The sequence below is a fragment of the Haloplanus sp. HW8-1 genome, assembly GCF_023703795.1.
In the GTDB taxonomy this organism is placed as follows: Archaea; Halobacteriota; Halobacteria; order Halobacteriales; family Haloferacaceae; genus Haloplanus; species Haloplanus pelagicus.
The window spans coordinates 26,549-47,664 of the sequence record NZ_CP098519.1; the positions used below are offsets into that span (position 1 = coordinate 26,549).

General features: G+C 57.4%; 19 protein-coding genes. 14 read left to right on the forward strand and 5 right to left on the reverse strand.

Annotated features, from left to right (window positions below):
• Position 1: 1 nt before the first annotated feature.
• The 7 genes from NBT82_RS18525 (at position 2) to NBT82_RS18555 (ending at position 12,044) form a co-directional block, all read left to right on the forward strand.
• A complete protein-coding gene (locus NBT82_RS18525; protein WP_251331447.1) occupies positions 2–1,063 on the forward strand; it encodes a TrbL/VirB6 family protein in 1,062 nt (353 codons plus the stop codon).
• Between the two features lie 6 nt (positions 1,064–1,069).
• Positions 1,070–2,191: a TraC-like domain-containing protein gene (locus NBT82_RS18530; RefSeq protein ID WP_251331448.1), complete on the forward strand. Its 1,122-nt coding sequence runs from the start codon at positions 1,070–1,072 to the stop codon at positions 2,189–2,191.
• Positions 2,175–4,409 carry a VirB4 family type IV secretion system protein gene (locus tag NBT82_RS18535; RefSeq protein WP_251331449.1) on the forward strand — a complete coding sequence of 745 codons (2,235 nt, stop codon included), beginning with the start codon at positions 2,175–2,177 and terminating at the stop codon, positions 4,407–4,409. Before NBT82_RS18530 ends, NBT82_RS18535 begins: the two co-directional genes overlap by 17 nt.
• Complete coding sequence (locus tag NBT82_RS18540; protein ID WP_251331450.1) at positions 4,402–8,226, forward strand: ATP-binding protein; 3,825 nt, start codon at positions 4,402–4,404, stop codon at positions 8,224–8,226. Before NBT82_RS18535 ends, NBT82_RS18540 begins: the two co-directional genes overlap by 8 nt.
• Complete coding sequence (locus NBT82_RS18545) at positions 8,223–9,107, forward strand: bifunctional DNA primase/polymerase (protein WP_251331451.1); 885 nt, start codon at positions 8,223–8,225, stop codon at positions 9,105–9,107. Before NBT82_RS18540 ends, NBT82_RS18545 begins: the two co-directional genes overlap by 4 nt.
• Complete coding sequence (locus tag NBT82_RS18550) at positions 9,104–10,624, forward strand: primase-associated protein (RefSeq protein ID WP_251331452.1); 1,521 nt, start codon at positions 9,104–9,106, stop codon at positions 10,622–10,624. The genes NBT82_RS18545 and NBT82_RS18550 overlap by 4 nt, the downstream gene beginning before the upstream one ends.
• Positions 10,625–11,033: 409 nt before the next feature.
• Positions 11,034–12,044 carry a phosphotransferase family protein gene (locus NBT82_RS18555; RefSeq protein ID WP_251331453.1) on the forward strand — a complete coding sequence of 337 codons (1,011 nt, stop codon included), beginning with the start codon at positions 11,034–11,036 and terminating at the stop codon, positions 12,042–12,044.
• Positions 12,045–12,053: 9 nt separating this feature from the next.
• Here the strand turns inward: NBT82_RS18555 and NBT82_RS18560 are convergent, their stop codons facing one another.
• From NBT82_RS18560 to NBT82_RS18570, 3 genes are all read right to left on the reverse strand, one after another.
• Complete coding sequence (locus NBT82_RS18560) at positions 12,054–12,692, reverse strand: SagB/ThcOx family dehydrogenase (protein WP_251331454.1); 639 nt, start codon at positions 12,690–12,692, stop codon at positions 12,054–12,056.
• Positions 12,693–12,778: 86 nt separating this feature from the next.
• Positions 12,779–14,110 (reverse strand): YcaO-like family protein, encoded by a 1,332-nt coding sequence (locus NBT82_RS18565; protein ID WP_251331455.1) that lies wholly within the window; start codon positions 14,108–14,110, stop codon positions 12,779–12,781.
• Entirely contained in the window at positions 14,095–14,979 is an 885-nt protein-coding gene (locus tag NBT82_RS18570; protein WP_251331456.1) for a TOMM precursor leader peptide-binding protein, read from the reverse strand. Before NBT82_RS18570 ends, NBT82_RS18565 begins: the two co-directional genes overlap by 16 nt.
• 877 nt (positions 14,980–15,856) lie before the next feature.
• Here NBT82_RS18570 and NBT82_RS18575 point away from each other — a divergent pair.
• On the forward strand, positions 15,857–16,297 hold the full coding sequence (locus NBT82_RS18575) for a DUF8030 family protein (protein WP_251331457.1): 441 nt from the start codon (positions 15,857–15,859) through the stop codon (positions 16,295–16,297).
• A 100-nt stretch (positions 16,298–16,397) separates the two neighbouring features.
• Here NBT82_RS18575 and NBT82_RS18580 read toward each other — a convergent pair whose 3' ends face one another.
• On the reverse strand, positions 16,398–17,762 hold the full coding sequence (locus NBT82_RS18580; protein WP_251331458.1) for a DUF5797 family protein: 1,365 nt from the start codon (positions 17,760–17,762) through the stop codon (positions 16,398–16,400).
• Between the two features lie 117 nt (positions 17,763–17,879).
• Between NBT82_RS18580 and NBT82_RS18585 the strand changes: the two genes are divergently transcribed.
• From NBT82_RS18585 to NBT82_RS18605, 5 genes are all read left to right on the forward strand, one after another.
• Positions 17,880–18,425 carry a hypothetical protein gene (locus NBT82_RS18585; protein WP_251331459.1) on the forward strand — a complete coding sequence of 182 codons (546 nt, stop codon included), beginning with the start codon at positions 17,880–17,882 and terminating at the stop codon, positions 18,423–18,425.
• A gap of 73 nt (positions 18,426–18,498) precedes the next feature.
• Complete coding sequence (locus NBT82_RS18590) at positions 18,499–18,789, forward strand: DUF8069 family protein (RefSeq protein WP_251331460.1); 291 nt, start codon at positions 18,499–18,501, stop codon at positions 18,787–18,789.
• On the forward strand, positions 18,789–19,124 hold the full coding sequence (locus NBT82_RS18595) for a DUF7558 family protein (RefSeq protein ID WP_251331461.1): 336 nt from the start codon (positions 18,789–18,791) through the stop codon (positions 19,122–19,124). The genes NBT82_RS18590 and NBT82_RS18595 overlap by 1 nt, the downstream gene beginning before the upstream one ends.
• 49 nt (positions 19,125–19,173) lie before the next feature.
• On the forward strand, positions 19,174–19,770 hold the full coding sequence (locus NBT82_RS18600; protein ID WP_251331462.1) for a helix-turn-helix domain-containing protein: 597 nt from the start codon (positions 19,174–19,176) through the stop codon (positions 19,768–19,770).
• A complete protein-coding gene (locus NBT82_RS18605; protein WP_251331463.1) occupies positions 19,767–20,276 on the forward strand; it encodes a PIN domain-containing protein in 510 nt (169 codons plus the stop codon). The genes NBT82_RS18600 and NBT82_RS18605 overlap by 4 nt, the downstream gene beginning before the upstream one ends.
• A gap of 2 nt (positions 20,277–20,278) precedes the next feature.
• Here the strand turns inward: NBT82_RS18605 and NBT82_RS18610 are convergent, their stop codons facing one another.
• A complete protein-coding gene (locus NBT82_RS18610; RefSeq protein WP_251331464.1) occupies positions 20,279–20,539 on the reverse strand; it encodes a MarR family transcriptional regulator in 261 nt (86 codons plus the stop codon).
• 120 nt (positions 20,540–20,659) lie between these two features.
• Between NBT82_RS18610 and NBT82_RS18615 the strand changes: the two genes are divergently transcribed.
• Positions 20,660–20,920: a HalOD1 output domain-containing protein gene (locus NBT82_RS18615; protein ID WP_251331465.1), complete on the forward strand. Its 261-nt coding sequence runs from the start codon at positions 20,660–20,662 to the stop codon at positions 20,918–20,920.
• Positions 20,921–21,116: the final 196 nt, after the last annotated feature.

Below are 21,116 nucleotides of genomic sequence, written 5' to 3' on the forward strand. Positions count from 1 at the left end.
GATGGTGGACCTGATAGACGTCGTTCTCGAGGGATTCAAAGACGTCGTCGATTGGTTCATCGGTCTGTTCATGGACGGGCTTCGGTCAGGGTATCAGACGCTGACCGAAGAGATGTTTGGCACTCCGACTCCCCAGACTGACGGGACGTTCATTTTCGGAGAACCAAGTAACGCCCCTTGGCCAGCAATCCAAGAAGGGCTCATCGGCGGCGAGATCATGTTGATTTCTCTGCTGCTACTTGTGATGAGCGTTCAGGGACGACACACCATCCGCATCTTCAATATCGGGAGTGCGTACGAGGCTCGGAAGACCAAGAAGACTGCCTGGGTCGGAGCCTTTCTGATTATTACCTGGTACTGGATTGGGGCGCTCGCGCTCTACCTTGTTGATGGGTTCACGATTGCCCTGATGCCGGAACTGTCCTCGCTGGGCTCTGCTATGTTGCAGTTCATAACGGGGTCGATTACCAACCCCGGTCTTGGTCTCCTCTTTGCTCTTATCGGAGGAATTTCGATGTGGGCACTGGAGGCGCTGTTCTACATCCGGCAGATTCTCCTCTACGTCTACCTGTACGGGATGCCCATCGCGTTCGCCGTTGCGTATGGTAATATCCCTGTCCTCTCTGATGTCGCGATGGGATTCAGCAAACGGTTCGTCCCGTTGGCCATCCTACCCCTGCCTGCAGCGATAGTCCTCAAAGGATACGATCTACTCTACTCTGGAGGGGCGTTGACGCCGGGATCAGCGTTCCTCAAGTATCTCGTTGCGGCTTCACTTCCCCTCGTTGCACTCTATGTGACGTGGAAGACGTTCAAGTACGCGACCCCACTCACGGCGAAGGTTCTCGGTGGTGCGACGAAAGGAGCGGCCCTCATCGGCGGTGTCGCCGCTGGAGCCTACATCGGCGGCGCCGGCGTCGCCACGACGGCGGCCCGGTGGGGACCGAAGGCCGCAGCGGGACACGCTGTAGCGCAGAAAGCAGCAGCCCGGGGCGCGAATAGCGACGAAGACAGCGGGACGCCGTCCTACCGGCGGACCGAGAACGATCCTGGAAGCTACTAACAACCTATGTCCATCGACAAAGACGCAGCCGCACGGCGTATCATGGACCAGTTCGGTGAGGAGAGCCGCATCCCCTACCTCAACATCGAGGAAGGCGACGTCGGCGTCCTGATCGCCTTCCCGATCGTCGGCCTGTTCATCGCTGGCCTCACCGGCATCGAATCACTCGCCCTCCCGTTCGTCGCAGGTGGGTTCGGGTTCGGCGTCGCGATCGTCTACGTCTCGCCCGACCACCTCAATGCGTGGACGTGGACGAAAGACGTCTATCGCTACGTCAAGCGCCCCCAGATCACGTTCAGCGCCCCAGAGGAAGCTGACAGTAGTACCAATGAGGCAGAGCGCAACGAGGGCGGGCTCGCGAACTACACGCCATTCAAGCCCGACGAGCGGACGCAGGACCTCACGAATATCGAGCGGGCGTGGCCGGGCGCTGGCGCGATCCAGCGCGCGGACGGCACGATGGAGGCGTTCATCGAGATCGACCCCGGCAACATGGACTTCGCGATGTCCGACGACTGGGCACAGCTCCAGGACGCCGGCGAAGAGTTCGCCAACAAGGAACTGGATTCGAAACTCAAACTCCACGCCACGACCCGCTCGTTCCCGGTCGAACAGATCACCGAGAACATCGAAGACCGCCTGAACGACGAGGACGTCAAAGAAAATCCGATCTTCCGGGAACTCCTCGAGGAGTATCGGGAGACGCGGCCGAAGGAGATGCGAGAACGGGGCATCCAGCAGGTGCGGTACTACATCGGCGTCGAGGTCTCCCCGCTGGAGGTCTACGACCGCTTCCGCGACGAGGGTACGCCGGCCGAGAAGCTGACGCAGTTCCCCGTCATCGGGTTCCTGTTCAACCCGTTCGTGACCCGCCGCGAGGACCTCACCGACATCGAGCGCCGCGCACAGATGTTCGAGAAGCTGGATAGCCGGGTCAACGATGTGCGGTCGGAGTTCATCCAGCAGGCCTCCGGGTGGTCCGCACGCCGGCTCAGCACGGTCGAACTCTTCGTGTTGAATATGGACTTCTGGAACGGCCGCGAACACGAGTACGACGACGCAGAGAGCGTCGTTCGCGAACAATCCATCATCGGCCACTCGCGCCGGGAGGATGACCACGATGCGTAACCTCGTCCTCCAGACTGGCAGCGGAGCCGTCGGCCAGCTCACGGAGTGGCTCACGAACCCAACCTCAGCTGAAGGTGCGGCTCTCTACATCCTGCTCGCGGTACTGGTCGGGATCGGCGGGAAATTCCTCTGGGACTGGTACACCGAAGACGACGAGGAAGAGGTCGAGTTCTCGGACCTCCTCGACGAGGAGACCATCGAACAGGGCGCGGCCGAACGCCAACTTCTCGACGACATCGCCGAGTCACACAAAACGGTGACCGCGCCGGCGGCGATTGAGTGGGAGACGCGCGCGGCACGGGTCGGGGAGCAGTGGACGACGACGCTGTACATCGCTGACTACCCGGACTACCCCAACGACGGCTACCTCTCCGAGATCTTCGAGATGACGGACGTGCAGTTCGATTTGACGGCCCACATCACGCCGAAGAACCAGGAGCGGGCGCGGAACGAACTGCAGGATATCGCTGACGACCTTCAGGTGGACGCTGACCTTGAACAGAGCGTGCGGAGTGCCTACCTACAGGAACGCGCCAACGAGGCCGCAGCGACGTACAAGGCCGTCGAGAACGGCGCGAATGTCTTCGACCAGGGGATGTTCATCACGGTCCGGGCCGACGAGAAGGAGGACCTCCGCGACGCCGTCCAGAAGGTCAAGAGCGCGCTCCGCGACGACCCGGCGAACCTCACGCCGAAGACGGCGATCTGCCGGCAGGATCTCGCCCTTCAGTCCGCCGCACCCATCGGTGACAACGAGTTCGGGCGGACGTCGATTGCGCTCGGCGGCGCCGTCGGCGCGCTGCTGTCCTCGCCGCACAACGCGACGATCCTCGAGGAGGGCGGCGTCGAGTTCGGGATTCACAAAGACAACCAGAGCCCGGTCGTCATCGACCCGTTCGCGCGGGACAACGGGTACGCGATGTTCACCGTCGGCGACACCGGCTCCGGGAAGTCGTTCAGTTCGAAACAGAACTTCATCCGGTCGATCGAGCAGAGCAAGGACCGTATCGGCATCATCCTCGAGCCGTTGAACAACTGGGCGGGGGTCGCCGAAGCGCTCGATGCCAAACGCATCACGGTCGGCGGGACGCTCGGCCTGAACCCCTTGGAGATTCGGGAGACGCCCGAGCACGTCCAGCGGGCGATGGGCGAGGACGCGAGCCCGTTCAACGAGAAGCTCGACGACGCAATGAGCTTCCTCACCAACTTCTTCGCGCTGCGGGGCATCTCGCTGGGTGACCGCCGGACGACGCTCGAACTCGGGCTCAAGCGAGCGTACAAGCGCAACGGCATCACCGACGACATCTCGACGCACGACAACCCGAGTCCGACGATTCAGGATATGATGGACGTCTTCGAGGAGATGGTCAACGACCCGGAGGAGTTCGTCGTCCGGTCCGACGAGGAGGCGGGGAAGATCAAGGAGGACGCGACGTGGCTCCTTGACCAGCTCCGCCCCTTCGAGGACGATGGTCGGCACGGCAACCTCGGCCAGGAGTCCGACTTCGACATTCGCGACGAGAAGGTCATCTACCTCGACCTCGCCCAGCAGGAGGGCAGCGTCGACAGCAGCACGGCGCTGACGATGCAGCTACTCATCTCGCTGGTGTACGAGCGGGCGAAAGTCTCGGAGAAGGAGGTCGTGTTCTACATCGACGAGGCGCGCTACATCATGCAGGACGCCGCGAGCTTGGCGTTCCTTGAGACGGTGTTCCGTCACCACCGCCATCACGACCTCTCGATCCGGCTGGTCACGCAGACCGTCGACGAGTTCTTCGAGCACGCCGAGAGCGAGGCCATTCTGGACCAGTGTGCGGTCAAGCAGTTCCACCGTCTCGACGGGATGGACGAGGAGTGGGCTGATGAGTTCGGCCTGAACTACGCACAGATGCGGTTTGTCCAGGACGCCGTGCCGGGCAACGAGGACGCCGGCTTCTCCGAGGCCTTAGTGGGCGTCGACGGCGAGTGGCGCGGTATCCAGGTCAAAGCGATGCCCAAGGAGAAGCAGGTCATCGACTTCGACCCGACCTCACAGATCCGGTCCTCGCTGCCCGGCGCCGGCGACGACGCCGTCGATACCGAGATGGAAGAGTTCCAGGAAGAGCTCGAACACCGAGCAACGAACGGAACGAACGAAACGAGCGAACCGAACGAGGAATCAGACGCCGTCGAAGCTGAGCCAGACGGCGGGTCAACGGAGGAGACCAGCGATGGCTGAGTACCTGCGCGTCACGCCGACATCCGAGCGGCTTGACCCGGAGAGCATCCCCCGAGTCCTCGACAGCCTCCACAAACTGACCACGCCCGGCTCGTCGGGCCTCGGGGCGAAGCTGAACCCACTCCACAGTAAGACACCACCCCGATTCGAGTTCCTCGCGATCAGTGATGGCCCGGACGACCCGGTAGAGTTCTTCTACGGGGCTGATGCGCACCTCGATACGCTTGAGAAGCGCCTCCGCTCCATCTATCCAAGCACGTTCGACATCGAGCGCGTCGACGTCGACGTCGCCGCTCGGCTCATTCAGCCAGTCGAGTTCACACCGCAGGAATTCGTCGACCACTACGAGGCTGGGCGGCTGCAGTACGAGTTTGGCCCGGCAGAACAGTACGACATCGTCGACGAGGAATCAGCGGGTTCCGAGTCAGCCGAATCCGACCCCATTGTCGACGGCGGTACGGCAGCCACGAAAGTCACCGATCATCACGTTACTGTCGGGGGCTCAGCCCTCGAACTAGCGCCGCCCGATGCACTTCCAGACGACGAGGAAGAGCGACAGGCCATCGAGAAGCCGACGATGACACCGGCGGGAACGATTCTGGCTCGCCCGGCCCAAGACGCTGTCTCGCCGCTCGGGGTTCGGTGGTGTGGCGCCGCGTCGCGGAAGCAGGACTGGATGACCTCGCTGACACCGTTCACGGCAGAGGAAACGAACGGCGATCTCTCGTCCGTCGACGAACCGGGCGCAGCGCTGGCGTCGCTGATCGACCACTTGATGGAGGCGACAGCGCCGACCGCGTTCCAAGTCGTCTTCCAACGGCGTGCTAGCTGGCAGTCCGACGCGGAGGTGCGGAAAGAGGACCTCGTCGACGGCCGAGATACGTTCTTCCAGGAGGTCGTCGGGTCGTTGCTCGAGGTCGAGGAGCAGCGGAGCGACCAGGACGACCGGCAGCTCAGCGAGGCCGTCGAGAAGCGGATCGAGTACATCGACGCGAAGAACGCCAAACGGTCGTTCACGGTCAACATCCGGGCCGTCGGCGTCCCTACCGACGACACCCGCGACGACCTCGATGGCCGGATGGACTCGCTCCTCCCCGTGTTCGACCCCCTTGATGGGCCGTTCTACGAGGTCGAGGGGCAACGCCTCCGGGACAGCGGCTTCCGTGAGAAAACGAAGGAGAAGAAGGCACGGGCCGCTCTCCAGCGCCTCCTCAATCGCGAGTTGACGATGGGCCGGGGGAAGACCCGCCCTGAGCTGGTCCTCTGTGGGACGGAGCTTGCGAACTTCGTCCTCGTCCCCTCCTCCGAACAGTTGACCGTCGAAGGGACGCGGGGAACCAGGGCCGAACAGCAGAGTCGGAACCCACTCCCGTGGCCAAATCCGGATCTGATCCAGCAGTTCCAGGACGGGATGGCCATCGGCTACGCGCTCGACGAGAACGGTGAGCCTCGACCAGATCCCATCCGAATCCCGCCGGACCTGTTGCCGACGCATTACGGCCGGTTCGCGTCGACTGGTGGCGGGAAGTCGAAGGCCATCATCAATGACGCCCTCTCGCTTCGCGAGTCGACGGGTGGCCCCGTCGTCCTCGTCGACCCGAAGGGGGACGGAATGTGTGAGAACTACCTGCGCTGCCACTACGAGCGGTTCGCTGGTCTCGACGACGTCTACCACTTCCGCGTCCCGGAGACCATCCCCGCGTTCTCGTTCTTCGACATCCGCCCTGCGCTCGAAGCGGGCCGCAACCGTGAGGACGCGATTCAGGACAAGGTCGACCATTTCCACGACATCCTCCGGATGATTATGGGCCGCGAGCAGTACGGGCAGGCGTTCGTCGCGAACGAGATCCTCAGCTACCTGATCAAGGCGCTGTTCGACGAGGAGTATGGGAGCGACGTGTTCGGGCTGGACGACCTCTTCGCCGCCGCGCTCCGGATGCAGCGCGATCAGACGATTCCCCCGGTCTCAGCGGACAATCAAAACATCGAGGAATCGCTGACGCGCCACTTCGCGAAGGACAACCACCAGTTCCAAGTGTCGATGGACGCCGTCGGGAACCGCCTCGACAAGCTCAAAGAGGACGCGCATCTCCGGCGGATCTTCAGCCACGTCCCCGAGCAGAACGACGCCGGCGAGTACGTCGACAACCGGTTCGACTTCCGCGAGTTCCTCGATGAAGACGCGACCATCATCTTCGACCTCGGCGACCTTCGGCCGGAGGCACAGCGAGCGATCACACTCCTGCTGTTGAGCAACCTCTGGGACGCCGTGCAGGTGCGCCGTCGCGACGGTCAGACCGACTACGAGAAGCTCACGAACCTCATCATCGAGGAGGCGGCGCCGGTCGCGTCGACAAAGCTCGTCTCCGAGCAGCTACTGCCGCAGGGCCGATCGTTCGGGCTGAGTATGGGGCTCGTGATGCAGTTCCCCGAACAGGTACGAAATCGGAACGAACGAGCCTACGACGAGGTGCTGAACAATATCAAGACGAAGCTCATCGGCAACATCTCGATCGAGCGTGATCTCGCAGAGTCGCTCGCGCACGAGGACCTCAGCCCGACCGAACTCCGCAACCGAATCAACACGCTCCCAAGTGGTGAGTGGATTGCGCAGCTCCCGAGTCCGTCGTTCGGGGAGACTGGTCCGCCGCCGTTTTCGCTGAAGCCGCTCCCGATTGCGCCGGGGCATCCAGAAAGCGACCAGCCGCTCACAGAGCCCCAGGAAGACCATTTCGAGTCCGTGTCCCGGCCACGGATGGTCGAGCGAACACAGGCCCAGTACGGGCTGACAGAGCCGACTGAGTCGAACGCTTCCCCAGAAGAGACTGGCTGGGGGAGTTCGGGGGCTGAGACGACGGGTTCGGCTGCCGACGGCGACTCAGGAACGGATCCGACGCAATCCGCATTCATCAGCGAATCGACGACCGAAGACACATCGACGTCGACCACCCAGTCCGAGACGGACAGCGACCCAGATGCGGACGAGGCAGCGATGATCCCCCTGTTCGGGCAGGCCACCGAGGCGGACGAGGAGTCAGCTGCTGACCAAGCAGCGGAGCCGGAGAACGGGGCAACACCCGTTCAGGAAAGTAGCGTGCCCGTCCCCGATGACGAACTCCGACAACGCGGGCTCAGCCGTGACGACGTCCGATTCCTGAATCGGGTCCTCGACGTGATGAACCGAGAGGACGACGAGTACACGCTACTGGACAGGATGAGCCAGCTTCGGGACGAATACGACGACCTCCATGTGGAGCGGCTCACGGAGCAGGACCTCCTGGAAGCGGACTCCGCGGCGGGGCGCAAGTACTACACCGTCCTCCCAGACGGTCGAGACCTCCTCGGGAGAGAATTGAAGGCGGGACCAGGAGCGGGCGATCTCGGCGAGAAAACGCCACACAAGGTTGGCGTCCGGCTCCTCGAGCTGTGGCTCCAGCAGCGGGACGACGTCGGTCGCGTGGAACCGTACTACGAAACCGACGACGGCACGGTACTGGACGTGGCCGGCTTCGACGGGGACGGCGAGCTTGTCTGGGCCGGCGAAGCAGAGCTCGCTAGTAACAACCGGCACGCCCCGGTCGAGGATTACGACAAACTCAGCGCGGTGGACGCCGACGCGATCTGGGCCTTCAACAATCGCGAGACGGCGCTCGACGTTCTGGACAGCCTTGCCGACGCGGATCGGATCGACGAGCGGGTCAGCGGGCGTGCGGCACGATCGTTCGCGACCATCAGAGACGCCGTCGACGAGTTCGATGCTACGGGGCTGACCACCGTTCGGGGCTTCAAAAATCTCGACCAAGAACTCAACCAATGACTTGGCGACAGGCGACCCGCGAGGAGCTTTACGACTACTACGCCGAAGAATTCCCCCGCTATCTGGGTGACCTGCCGGAATTCATCACGGCGACCGGCCCGAAACAGTACGCCGTCGCCTTCCGCGAGTCCCACCCGGTGCGCAAAGACGAGGTGCCGGCCAAGGACTTCATCCGGCGGGATACGTGGCAAACAGATCCGTCGGGGGACCGAACGGCACCCGAGTTCAACGGCTTCGAGGACGTCGTCGAGTTCATTCGACACCCCGCTCGCAACGACCCGCTGGGGCGGAGCAAGTTCGCGCTTGCTGATCCGGAGGTATTGGAGCAACCGGATCCACGGCCCGACGCCGTCTACTACGCGCTGGATCACTGGGAACGACCCTGGGTTCTTCTCGTCGACATCGACGCGAAAGAGATCGCCCGAGACCGAGCGGACGAGATGGTGTCGGCGGACGGCGACGATCGGGACGACGATGCGCTTCTCGACGCTGCGGGTATCCTCGACGCCGCTCCTGAAGGGTATCCGTACGCCTTCGAAGACGTCGACCGCGCTATCGAGTACGGGTTCGAAGTGCGCGACATCTTCGAGGACGATTTCGACGCCGAGGAGACGATGGTTGTCTACAGCGGGCAGGGTGTCCACGTCTACCTGCTGGATACCGACCCGGCGCACCGGTACGACGAGCAGAGTCGCGAGGTGTTGAACGACCTCCTCCTCGAGACGTACGATATCCCCATCGACCCCGTCGTGACGGCCGACCGCCGGCGTGTCGCTCGTCTGCCCTACTCGCTGCACGCCGACGTCTGTAGCATCGTTCAACCCATCGAGAGCCCGGCGTTCGACGTTCGGTCGGCGACGCCCGAGGTGATCGGCGAATGAATCCGAGTACGCCCACCGACGACGAGGGTATGGCGTATCGAGTTGCGGCACTCCCGCTGGAGTACGGTGAGACCCGCATCAACCAGCTGTTTACGCGTGGGTACAATCGATACGTCGTCGACGGCGAGGACCAACCCGAGGACCTCCTGAACGACGTCGAGCGGTTCGGGACGGCGGCGTTCAAAGAGGAGGTTCGTGCCGATGCCGCCGAGGAGCCGTTCGTCGACGAACCGGGGACGCTCGCTGTGCTCGCGACGCTGAGTGCGATCTGTGTGAAAGAGCACCCGAAGTTCGAGCACGCGTCGCCCCGGAACATCCAGGTGCTCTACGACATTCGAGAGCTGTACGTCAACAATCTCGCCTCCCTCCTTCGAGCCCACGGGGGTGGGGCGCTCCAACAGGACATAGCCGACGTGCTGTACAGCAAGGAGCCCGGTGAGGATGGCCCGCATCCGGGTCGGGTCTGTACGGGTATCACAGAGATGCCAGAGTTCGGGGATGGCCTCTACCTCGAAATCCCGATGGCGGCGGCGTCACGCAAATGCCTTGTTCGGGAGGACGAAGCGGCGAATGGGAGTGACGACGATGGAGAGATACTGACGCGAGTTAAGGACAACAACCTGTACGTCCCGGTCGGTGATTTCGACAGTAAGTATCGCGACTATGCTGAGCGGGCATTCAAGAAGCTCCTGCGGGTTCAGGAGGACGGCCTCTCCGACGACCAGCTATCGTGGTTGACCACGAACGAGTCGGCGATCACGGAGCGAATCGACCGCTTCCTCGAGACCGGCCATCATGAGCGTATCTGGCGGAACTGGGACCGTGGGGAGCGGACGATTCGCGTCCTCCGGCGGGCCCTTAGTGACGCCCCCGACGACGTCGCACAAAAGGGTGAGTTCCACACAGCGAAGGAGCTCTACCGAGCGGTCGAGGCGTATGAGGCCGAGGACGACTGGGAATCCTCTGTGACGGATTGGATCTCGAGTCCGAGCAGTCTCGCGAAGACGCTGGCCGACCACGAGTCTCACTTGGCAGTCACGATCGACCGCGACGGGCGCGTCAATACGTACCGAATCGGGCGAGCTGGAACCGGCGCCGAACAGATCGAGGTGCGAGAGATCGAAGACCTCTTCGAACTCCCCTGTATGGCGAATATGGAGGAACGTCTCCACGAAAAGAAGCCGGTACGGAAAGACCTCTACAACTTCGCGCGGATGGTGATGTGGCTGCCGCAGTACCAAGACAGCAGCCTCGACGAGATCGTCGCGGACCTCAAGGACGTCTTCTCTCGGTGGCCGTGGTACGACGAGCAGGAGACCGAATACCAGGTCCGCTACGAGTTCTCGAATACGATCGACGGCGACACACCGTTGCCGATGAACTGCGATAACGACGATCTGCAGCGCTACTGTATCGGTCAGGACCAGTGTCCCTACTCGATCTGGGGCAGTCTCCCGTTCTCGGATGAAATGTACAACCAACTGGATGAGGCCGGATATGCTGGAGAAGGGTTCTAACTTGATTCAGCAATATCAAGTCGAGTGTTAACTCTCTCCTGGATACCAATATGTAGGTATGCACTTGCGCTATGATTAAATCTAAAGACACCTCCTACCTGCGGTTGGGGATCCAGACTAGCTTGAAAGAAACCGTTCGAACAGAGGATGTGTTTGGCTAGCTACCACCGCAGCTCGGAGCTGAGGATGGACTACAACTGGAGTGTGCGGTATACTTCTCCGTGGATCGGTCATCACTCAGTTCTTCAATTTCCAGATCGAGGCCGTCGTCTTTGACTTCCAACATCCTATCTGGTGGTTGTCACGAGATAACAAATATCTTTGGGGCAGAGATGCATACTTCCATTTATATATTCTTTCTTGTATTAACCCCAAAGATACAATATGTTAGGTAATTTCATTCGCGGTAATGGAAAATAATACGGATATATTAATTTCGGACGCAGTAGCAGCTCTTGGCGAGGGAGTGGAACTCATCTCTTACGAAAGGATCAACAAGGGGCTAAATACGCTGTATCGCCTTAATCTTAATCAATATAGTGAAAGAATTGTTGTTTTAAAGATATATACATTTAATAATGGTACTCGGTACGCACAGAAGGAGTCGCACCTATATCAGTATCTATCAGAGAACACATCAATCCCAGTCCCTGGTATCCTTGCAGCTGGCATTCCTCAAACATCCTCTCCACCATGGTTAGTGATGACAGCGATACCCGGTAACGAATTTAATAAAATAGAGTTACCATCCGAAGGCATATTACCATCAATAATGCGACAAGCAGGCAAGTATCTGGGCGAACTTCACCAGAAAGTTACGTTCGAGTCTTATGGAAGACTCGAGTTTTCTGGAGATTCTTTCCAGAGCGATGGTTGCTACCAATCGTGGGAAGAAGAGTTAGAATCGTTCATCGAAATGGGAACAAAAGGGATCACGAACAAGAAATTTAACCACTATCCAGAGCGCGTACGTACGACCATGGCCGAGTTATCTCCTATACTAGAATCAAATCCGAACCCGGTACTCATGCATCAAGATTACCGCCTTGGAAATATGATTTTTGAACAAAAACAGGACGGTGGACAGATAACCGGTATTCTTGACTGGGAAAGATCAATCCCAGGGCACTCGGAGTATGACCTATCCAGTTCAGAGTATCTGTTAATAGATCGCTTATATTCTGATTCCCATCTGTGCGAAGTGCTACGAGAAGAGTTCTTTGGTGGATATTGTGAGAAGAAGCAGATCCCGGACTCTTCAGCCTCGGATAAACGCTTTTCACTTTATCGAGCAGTAAACATACTTCTACTGATGCGGGCGTTTGAGGATATCTGGGGTACTTATGACAAGTCGAGACAAAATGAAGCCGCAAACCGATTATCGCGAGATATGGAGGCCACACTTTCAAGTCTCCCCTAACTCGATTTATCACATAGAACTGATTAATCCAACATATAGTGTCGTCTCCTGATCTGGTAACTCTAAGAATTGATCAGCAGCATCCTCGATAAAACCCCCGTAGGGACGGCATGCTAAGTTAAGTTCTGTTGCCACAAGACAAAGATTCTGCATTATATGTCCGGCTTCAAGAATTGTATATCGGTATCCCCGAGATGCATATTTTTGTGTTGACCGGTGGAATACAGCAGATAGGAACACGATTAGCGGTGCCTCATTCGATTCTTCCCCTGAAATAAAATCTAAAGAGTGATCAGAGGAATGCTTGTTAACTTTTTCAAATTTGTTATCGAGAATATTAACATGGTATACAGCTTCATCTAATCCGTTGACCGAGTTGGCAAAAATATATGCTTCAACAGGATATCTGGCGCCTGCAGATGGGTAGGCTCTGCGTTGATTGTTCGGGTCTTCTTTATTGGTCGTAATTCCCATCGATGTTCCAAGTAATTGTGATACCTGTTCTAATTCAAGCGGACCCGAATCAAACTTATCGACTGACCTTCGTTGAGAAATCAAATCGCTAATGTTCCCATCAACATCTGATAGCGGGATAGATTCTGTGTTACCATATGTTTTGTATTCAATCTCCGTCCAGCTGTCAGGCACGTCGTCGGGTCTATCAAGTTCGAAATTTTTACTGTTTTCGTGATAAACTTCATATAAGAAATCGCCAGCAATACGTTTTCGTGATGTCATAGGAATGGCTGTGGAACCTGATTGAGTTCCTTTTCTGTATTTTTCATATTTAGCAGACCAACTTCAACCGGAACCTCATAAAGTCTGTTCCCACCGAGATATCGGAACTTTTCCCGCAAATGCATCGGATGCATTTCTGGTATAATTGCCCTCACAGTCTTAAACCCATACTGTGCTACATCTGAGGTCGTTACATCTGCAATATAACACTCATAATCACGTTTATTGAGATATCTGAGTATCGTCTCTAATGGTTTTTTGTCCCTCACTTCACGACAATCTTCGACGGAGATCTTATCTGTGGGCGTCAACCAGAACCGAATATCTGAGATTCTCTCATCAGAAGCCCAGAACCGAGCACGTTCCTCAACTGAGTCGATGTCAGAAGGGGTTGGGGATTCATCTAGGTCTTCAACCTCCCAATCACTAATTTGGAGAGCTTCACGAAGCGCATCTTGAATGGCATCTCCCATGTTCCACTCACATCCCAATCCCAGACTGAGAGCTGGCTTACTCCCACTATCGACTGCTATTGCCAAGCAGGTTGGAACAGGTTGGTCTAAAGAGATATTGAGCAGATATACTGTTCTTCCACGGGATTTCAGTATATCATGATACGTCTTAGCCTCATCAGGAATAGTCGATTTATCTATATGAGGGACCGATAGTTTATTCAAATAGGTTATCATCAGACATTCTCTTTCAATAATCTCGCAAATTGCGCGATAACACGCACCTAGGTATCCAGTTCCAGCAGCGGCACCCGTTGAGATTGGAGATCGAAATACTGTATTATGGTTGAATGGAAGATAAATAAGCTGGCCAGGTACTAGTCTCTGGTCGCCAGAAGTTATTTCTCTGGTTGCAGTCCAGTGGTACTCCTCTTCATTCAGTATACGTTCTGACAATCCTCGCTGAGATAATTGAGATTCAGAAAACATATTGAATGCGGCCGGTGGGACTGCAATCTCTGAAAAATCGGAATACGCACCGAACTCAAAGTCAGATAAATCAGTCATTGATAGGCAGTAGCGTTCAATCGCTTCTCCTATCGCAGTAACCATCGCCTGTGATTTTACGAGACTCGTTCCAGCCGTATTTGGTGGATCTGAAAGCCCAGTTGACGATATCCGAGATGTATTCTGTATTAGCGTCTGGTACTGGTATACAGGAATTGACTGTCGAGTTATCTCTGGCTGCGAGAAGTGAACGATTGGCCCCACTTTCGAGTCGATCAGTTCTTTTCCAAGACTGATCGTCGTTTCAAGTGAAATGTCATTTCCTTCCAGAAGCGTACCGACATCTGGAGTATCTAGTTCGTTCCGCAAATCTCACACCCCGGTAATTTCAGCACATCTCTTGTGTTTGATTCCAACGTCTGAATATCAGTAATCAATACTGAACCATCAGTCGTTGGTCTCAGTTCATCAGCTAGCACCGCATTAATTTCTAGCCTTGCTTGTGAAGTCAACAATTGATGTACGGCCTGTGGGTATTCTGGTTGACGGCTGTGTTCTTCCCGAGAGACCATTTCTCTGGAATGTAAATCAGGATTTGAAGTACTCGCTAACAGCCGTTTACGATAACAGTTGTAACATGGTTTTCCCACCCCTGATAGTGGTCCGAGATGAACCTCAGTACCTACTAACCTCACTGGTAACCAATAAAGAGTCATCTTTTGAGTCTCCTCTGCCACTGCCTGATGGAATTCTGGATTGGCGCCAATTGTCCCGGTGACTAATATATCAAGATTATCTATTGTTTCGGGAAGATCAGATATTGAGCTTAAGCGGACAGTTGTTAACTCTCCTAGGAACTCATGAAACGTAGACGAACAATCCGGTTCAAGGATCCCTATCGTCGCTTCTCGGACAGATTTTCGTGCCTCAGGGGGAGAGTCAACTAACCAATCCCAAAAGTCGCATTCCGGGCGGGTTGTCTGGATAATATCCTCAGTCTCCAAATGCGACAAAAGCGTGGAAATATTTTCAGCAGAGAAATCAGTCTCTTGGTCAACCTCGGAGACGGTCGACCCACCTCTACCCAAAGCAATAATATTCTCTACAAGGTCAACTGAAGCACCACGTATCTCTTTCTTGCTGAGTGGCGTGGAAATAGCCGCCTTTGACTCATCAATACGAACAAATTCTACATATTCTGGGACGTAGTATTCGGCATCAGACGTAATATTACTCATTTTCAGTGTGTGAACTACTATCTGGCATACGCACCTGTCTACAACTTAGTGATTTAAAAAATATCGTGTACCGCAGTCATGGGTTGTGTTGACGAGGAGGACGGTGGGTATGGCTACAAAGACACTAACCGAGGCGGCATGTGAACCGAAGACGGTCCACTCATCAGATACTTCACGGGTTTACATCACTTGTTGATTAGTTTTCTTGTCCATGGGATAGATAGAGCGATTCTCATAGCATCCCTTCCGCACCATTTGGAACTAGGTATTCTATTCACTACCAGCTTATATCTCTGATAGTAATCCCCAGACTGGATACCCTGTGAGGAACTCACTAATTCAGGCTTCCTATCCGATTTCCGACACCCGGACGACAGGCCGGAACCAGATTCACCTAGAATCTGTCGAGCAATTTCAGCGGCCAACACGGCTGGAATCGAAGGAATAGGGAGTATTTCACGATTCGAGGTGCCGAGCCGGAGGACCTCGAGAGACGCAGAACAGATAAACGGGCGGTTCCAAGGTATCCAGATACGCCCGAAATCACCTCCGTTACCCCACCGTCGAGCAATTTTTGAAACAACAGGATTATCCCGGAACTCGTCGAGGTACTTTCTACGCCCTCAAATCGGCCCGACGGGCCTCTTCTGCAATTTGAGTTCGTTATTTCGGCTTGCATATCGCGGTTTTCGTCCAAAGAAAGAGGCGATATGCAATGTGCGAAGGCCGCCGGCTCTCTCAGGCCGAGGGGCCGTCGCTCAGAGATTGGATTCTGGAACTTGTCAGATTTAGCGCATAGGGTGAATGGGTGTGAGTCGGTGGTGTCTGTCGCCCCCGCCAGGGGGTGGCGGGGTACATCACGTGCCCCCGATTGACGATGGCTTCGGAACGACGCAGCAAGTCACGAGCAGCGGATCACGCAGCAAGTACCCCCGACGATGAGGCGCCGTGGGCTGACCTCGAGATGACGGTTCCGACCGACCGGGATCACGCGTCGGTCGTTGCGCTCGTGGAGTGTGCCCTCGTCGAGCTCACGCACGAGGCTGTGGGCGCCGTCTTCATTTCCCGGCAGGTCGGGCGGTCGACGCGGACGCAGTACGTCGCAGCCGACGACGTCGGCGAGCAGTTCCAGAAACGGCACTTCGACGACCGGCTGGGCTGGCACGAGACCACCGTCCCTCGACGAACCGTTCGCTACGAGCTCATCACCCATCTTACGCGGTCGACATACCTGATGACAAAGCGTCCGTGTGAGGCACCTGCTACAGACCCGGATACATTCGTGGTGAAGCCAGTTCGAGAACTCAAAACGCCGTAGTGAACGAGCTTAACCAACACAAAGGCACCTGCACCGCCTATTGTTGGTTAGAAGATACCGCGAGATTCAGACCAGAGGGTCATCGGCTCATGTTGAGACTTTAGACGACCTCTTCGGCATCTTCAGTGACCTGAATCCGACTTTCTGAATCTCGATAATACCATTCTGATAGATGACTCTCTAGATAATGGTGAACATCAGCACTATCGTCAAGCCCCCAGCGGTTTTGAAGTTCTCCGTTACTTGTGGGGGAGAGTTCAATAACATCTTGCAAGCGGGAGATTTCTCTGTCAGAGAGCTCTCTTGTATCATCATCGTCATTCTTGCTCGAATGTTGGGCTTTCGCTATCTTTTCAGCCTCCTCGGCCGGAATCTTCCCATCAGATTCTACTGCCAGGTTAGGTGTCTTATCGGAGTAGGCAAATCGGAGAGGAGACGGATGAAGTTCTCTCGTTCGGTTCCGATATTTCTCTAAAAACGGTTGAATAATTCTTCCCTCCCCAATTTCCATAAGCTCTTCAAAGAGATATTGGGCTTCCTCGGTTGAGTTGATTCCCTCATCTGCTTCCCACTCAGCACTCTCTGAATCTCCTCGACTTGGGTACTCCTGTGAAGACTCCAGCCACTGCTCAAACGCATCAATTTGTGAGAGCAGGAGATCCTCTTGGTATTGGAAACTCGTTTCATTTTCTGCGGTGACTTCGACGGAGGTGAGATACCAATCAACTACGATCGACTCTTTTATCGGGTAAATGTCGAATTCTTCAGCGACTTCCCACCCATCGATTTTGAACGGAAGTTCCCTAAGATGATACAGAAGGTTGGCAGTCCAGTAATCATTCGGTGCAGCATGGAATGAGCGGATATTTCGGCCATTTTCGATCTCCAGGCCCATGCTATCAGAGTTTGCGAAAGTCATTAGCCGATCTGAGATTCGTTCCGGGATTTTCCCGTAGTCAGTGTAATTCTGGCTTTCAATTTCACATCCAAAGGTAATGAAATCAGAAATGAGATCCTCTAATGCGTTCGCTTCTTCCCAGGAATCAGCTGCCTCAATATGGATGAGGGACTTCGGGGGGAACAGTCGTGTCGCGTTGGCTGATTTTTCTCCCGCAGTTGCGTGCTCTACAATCCGGTTAACAGGATCTCTGGTCTGGCCTACATAATAGACCTCATCTGCTTCCACAGCCTGTTCCACCCACTTTGGAAAGTTCGATTCGTGTCCGCCCATCGGGGGGCGTATTTTTGCTGGAAGCTCCAACCAGGAATCTTCGCCCGCCTGTACAGCGTTCTGAATTGCTTTCCCATCAAATCCAACCAAAGGACGTCGAAGAGATATCTCAGACTGACATTCCAAAACATAGATGTAGAATTCCCCAGAAGTATCCCCGATTAGCTTTTGAACCTGTTTTTTAGTTCTCGGCCGGATTTCATCTTCATCAAGTTCAAAGAGAGGAGAGGTCATGGTTGCCTACTGACTTGAGGGCAAACATCAGTCTTTCTACTGTATCCTCCAAGAGAACCGGACTGTAGTGGGGTATAGAGTAGTATTTTATCGGGATGGCTACGAATTACAGAAGATATGGTCGTCGTCGAGGAGGTCACCAAACTGAGCGAGCGCCGCACCCAAACCTCGTCCGAGGCGTTTCCGGATGATTCGTTGGCTTCGATTCGGTCGGCCGTCGAGGCCGTCCCAGCAAGCGTCTTCGACGGCTCGACGAAACACACGGAGGTCGGCGGGTTCGATGCTGCAATCGCCGACGGCCTCTCGCAGTACGAGTACGAAGGGGATGCCGCCGGGGGCTACAACCCGAACTGCAAGCTCTGGTCGCATCAAGGGTTTAACTACAGCGTCGACCTCTACGACGCCGACGACCGCATCGCCATCGAGGTCGAGAAGAGCGAGCGGAAGAACGTCAGCGACGACCTCCTCAAGTTCCAGAAGGGGTACCGCACCCAGAAGGACGGCCGACCGAAGATCGAGTTCGGCTGTCTGGTGGTGCCGGTGAACTACCTTGGTCGGCATAACCTCTACCAGCACAGCCTGACAAAGGTCGACTTCATGAAGGGCGTCCTGTTCATCGACGACGTCGCCGTCATCGGCTATCACGACCCGCGACCGGACTGACGCTGTCCGCCCTGACTGTTTGTCGGCGCCGGGAGGCGTGCAGCGCGCAACAGCGTGCGCTGCGTGACTCACCATGCCTGGTCCCGATCCTCACGACGACACGAGTCGCGACTACGAACAGTTCGAGAAAGAACTGCTCGCCCAAGACCGCGACGCCACCAGCGCCGATACGGCGGACGTCGACGACACGACGGCCCAACGCCTGGTCAACGACCTCGTCGACGCGGACGTCGTCACTCCGGTTCCCGAGGACCAAGTTCTGGTTCACGAGCCGAGCGGCACCACGTTCGACTCGACGACGCAGCTGGCCGTCTTCCATCGTGGCTGGACGACCGGCCGCGACGCCGACACGGAGGGCGAGTGATGCAGCAGACCCTCGTCGGCTGTGCGTTTTGCGACGCCCCGCCCGGTACCGAGACTGGCGAGGCCCACACCTGGGGGCAAGACGAGCGGGTCACCCACCCGATCTGCGTCGACTGCGCGATTCAGACGGAGCCGGAACCCGACGAGCGCGATCACGTCGCCTGTGACGGCTGTGGGCTGGTCGTCGACACGCTCGCGGCGCTCACGCGATTCCGGGTCGAACTCGGCCATCTGGAAGGCCCGTTACAGTTGTGCGCCCGCTGTAGCCCGGGCGGCCTCGCGACGTACTGGACGCGCGACCTCGAAGAGCATCTCGTCGCGACGCCGGCAGAGTGACCCAAACACTCTTTACTGGTTCGCTGTAAACTGTAATCAAGAACGAATCGTGTCACGCACCTCAAACCGCGCCGACGGCGACATCGTCCAGGACTTCCTCTCAGTCGCGGACCTCCTCGAGGAACCACAACTGGCCCAGCTGTACGCATACCTTGCTCGGGAGGGCGAGACAACCGTCCAAGACGTAATGGACGACCTCGAGCTCGCACAGGGAACGGCCTACAGCTACGTCAACCGGCTCGTCGACGCCGGCGTCGTCGACGTCACCGACGACGAGCAGCCGCGCCGATACGCCGCCCGGGAGATCGACCTGACCGTGACGACCGCCGCGGGCGACCGCGAGTACACGATCACACCGGCGCTCATCGACGCCGTCGGCCGCCGCGAGACGGACGCCGACATCGACACCTACATCGACCGCCACGGCGTCGCCGGCCTCGCGACCGCGCTCACCTACGCCGTCGCTCGGGAGCGTGGGGAAGTGACCCACCGGCTGATGGCGGAGGACCTCGACATCTCGCCGCTGGCGGCGGAGATGATCCTCCAGGCGCTCCGGCCCGTCGTCCACGAGCACTACGACATCGAGGAGGCAGGGGCAGGACTCGACGAGTTGGATATCGACGACGACGGCGCTGACGACGCGTGAGCCGGCTCCACATCGCTGACACCGGCCTGTTCGTCGCGATGGGACAGTCGTCGAACAGTCGGTACCAGGCCGTTCGGCGGTTCGCTCGCCGGAACGACGTCACCTTCGTCCTGCCCGAACGGGTGTACGAGGAGCTGACTATCGACGATCCGGATGTCGAAAACCCGCCCGTCGACACCGCAATCGACGAGGGCTGGGCGACGGTTGCGGCGCCGCTCGAGTTCTCCGAACCGGTCGTCTCGCGGGTGATGGACGGCGTCCAGCGGTACATCGCGAACGCCGACGACCGCCCTGCCGACGAGGTCGAGCGTGCCGACGCCGCCCTCGCCGCCCTCGCTGCCCAGCATCTCAGCGCGGAAACGGCGACCGAGGCGTACATCTACACGACCGATATCGCGGCCGGCGAAGGGGCCGAAACCGTCCTCGCGAGCGAGGGCTACGGGGACTCGGTGACGTTCGTGAACGGCTTCCGGTTCATCGAGGACCTGGTCACTGGAGACAGCTGACGCTATTCGGGGTCAAGGTCACGAGCGTCGAGGTCGCCGGCGAGATACTGCTCTCCCGTTCTCGTGATATCGTAGACGCCGTTGCCGAGGTGGACGAGGAGGCCGTATTCGACCAGCGTCTTGCAGCGGGCATTGATGTGTTGGCGGGAGAAGCGAACTCGATCGCTGTCCGTCATTTCCTTTGGGGTATCGGGGCCGGCTTCAGAAAGATGCTCTAGTATGCGGTCATCAGCGCGAGACATCCAGTCGGCGTCAAAGCGCATAATCGCTTCTGGTTGCGCCGACGCTATCCCGAACGCGCTAAGTCAAGTGGCGAAGCGTAGCGCTTCTACAGTTGACTCCTTACGTTTAAACGCCTGCCACCCTAACCCCCGAGCGTTCAGATGCATTCCCCTCCATCGGACAGTTCGGGCGGATCGAATGACCTTCTCGTCGAGATAATTGAGACGCTGGAGACGTGTGGACTCGAGGACGACGCCTACCAGCTCCACGATTACGTCGACCCCGATGCACTCGAACAGGTGATCGCCTCCGCCGATGAGAACATCACCGTTCAGTTCACTGTCGAGGGGATCCCACTCGATGTATCACCGGACGGTGTGGACGCCATCGTCGAGGACGAATCGCAGTCCGTCGGCGAATAACGACGTGCGGGTCCGAGATAGGGATCGTTCCTGAAAGCCCTCGGCCGCTCGACGCCCGCGACCACCGCTGCGCGCCTCGTCCCTGCGGTGCTTGCGGGGTCGGGGGACGGCCGAGGCGGCCTCGCCCTTTCTGAGTCCGCCAGGACAGTGGATGGCCCACCGAGCGACGTAGCCGGCTGAACGGGTGCGTACGTGA

Excerpts from the sequence above, each read along its gene's own strand:
- NBT82_RS18580 (WP_251331458.1), bottom strand. The coding sequence starts at position 17,762 with ATGACCTCTCCTCTCTTTGAACTTGATGAAGATGAAATCCGGCCGAGA.
- NBT82_RS18615 (WP_251331465.1), top strand. The coding sequence starts at position 20,660 with ATGCATTCCCCTCCATCGGACAGTTCGGGCGGATCGAATGACCTTCTC.
- NBT82_RS18530 (WP_251331448.1), top strand. The coding sequence starts at position 1,070 with ATGTCCATCGACAAAGACGCAGCCGCACGGCGTATCATGGACCAGTTC.
- NBT82_RS18585 (WP_251331459.1), top strand. The coding sequence starts at position 17,880 with ATGGTCGTCGTCGAGGAGGTCACCAAACTGAGCGAGCGCCGCACCCAA.
- NBT82_RS18525 (WP_251331447.1), top strand. The coding sequence starts at position 2 with ATGGTGGACCTGATAGACGTCGTTCTCGAGGGATTCAAAGACGTCGTC.
- NBT82_RS18545 (WP_251331451.1), top strand. The coding sequence starts at position 8,223 with ATGACTTGGCGACAGGCGACCCGCGAGGAGCTTTACGACTACTACGCC.
- NBT82_RS18550 (WP_251331452.1), top strand. The coding sequence starts at position 9,104 with ATGAATCCGAGTACGCCCACCGACGACGAGGGTATGGCGTATCGAGTT.
- NBT82_RS18535 (WP_251331449.1), top strand. The coding sequence starts at position 2,175 with ATGACCACGATGCGTAACCTCGTCCTCCAGACTGGCAGCGGAGCCGTC.
- NBT82_RS18540 (WP_251331450.1), top strand. The coding sequence starts at position 4,402 with ATGGCTGAGTACCTGCGCGTCACGCCGACATCCGAGCGGCTTGACCCG.
- NBT82_RS18595 (WP_251331461.1), top strand. The coding sequence starts at position 18,789 with ATGCAGCAGACCCTCGTCGGCTGTGCGTTTTGCGACGCCCCGCCCGGT.
- NBT82_RS18555 (WP_251331453.1), top strand. The coding sequence starts at position 11,034 with ATGGAAAATAATACGGATATATTAATTTCGGACGCAGTAGCAGCTCTT.
- NBT82_RS18570 (WP_251331456.1), bottom strand. The coding sequence starts at position 14,979 with ATGAGTAATATTACGTCTGATGCCGAATACTACGTCCCAGAATATGTA.
- NBT82_RS18590 (WP_251331460.1), top strand. The coding sequence starts at position 18,499 with ATGCCTGGTCCCGATCCTCACGACGACACGAGTCGCGACTACGAACAG.
- NBT82_RS18575 (WP_251331457.1), top strand. The coding sequence starts at position 15,857 with ATGGCTTCGGAACGACGCAGCAAGTCACGAGCAGCGGATCACGCAGCA.
- NBT82_RS18610 (WP_251331464.1), bottom strand. The coding sequence starts at position 20,539 with ATGCGCTTTGACGCCGACTGGATGTCTCGCGCTGATGACCGCATACTA.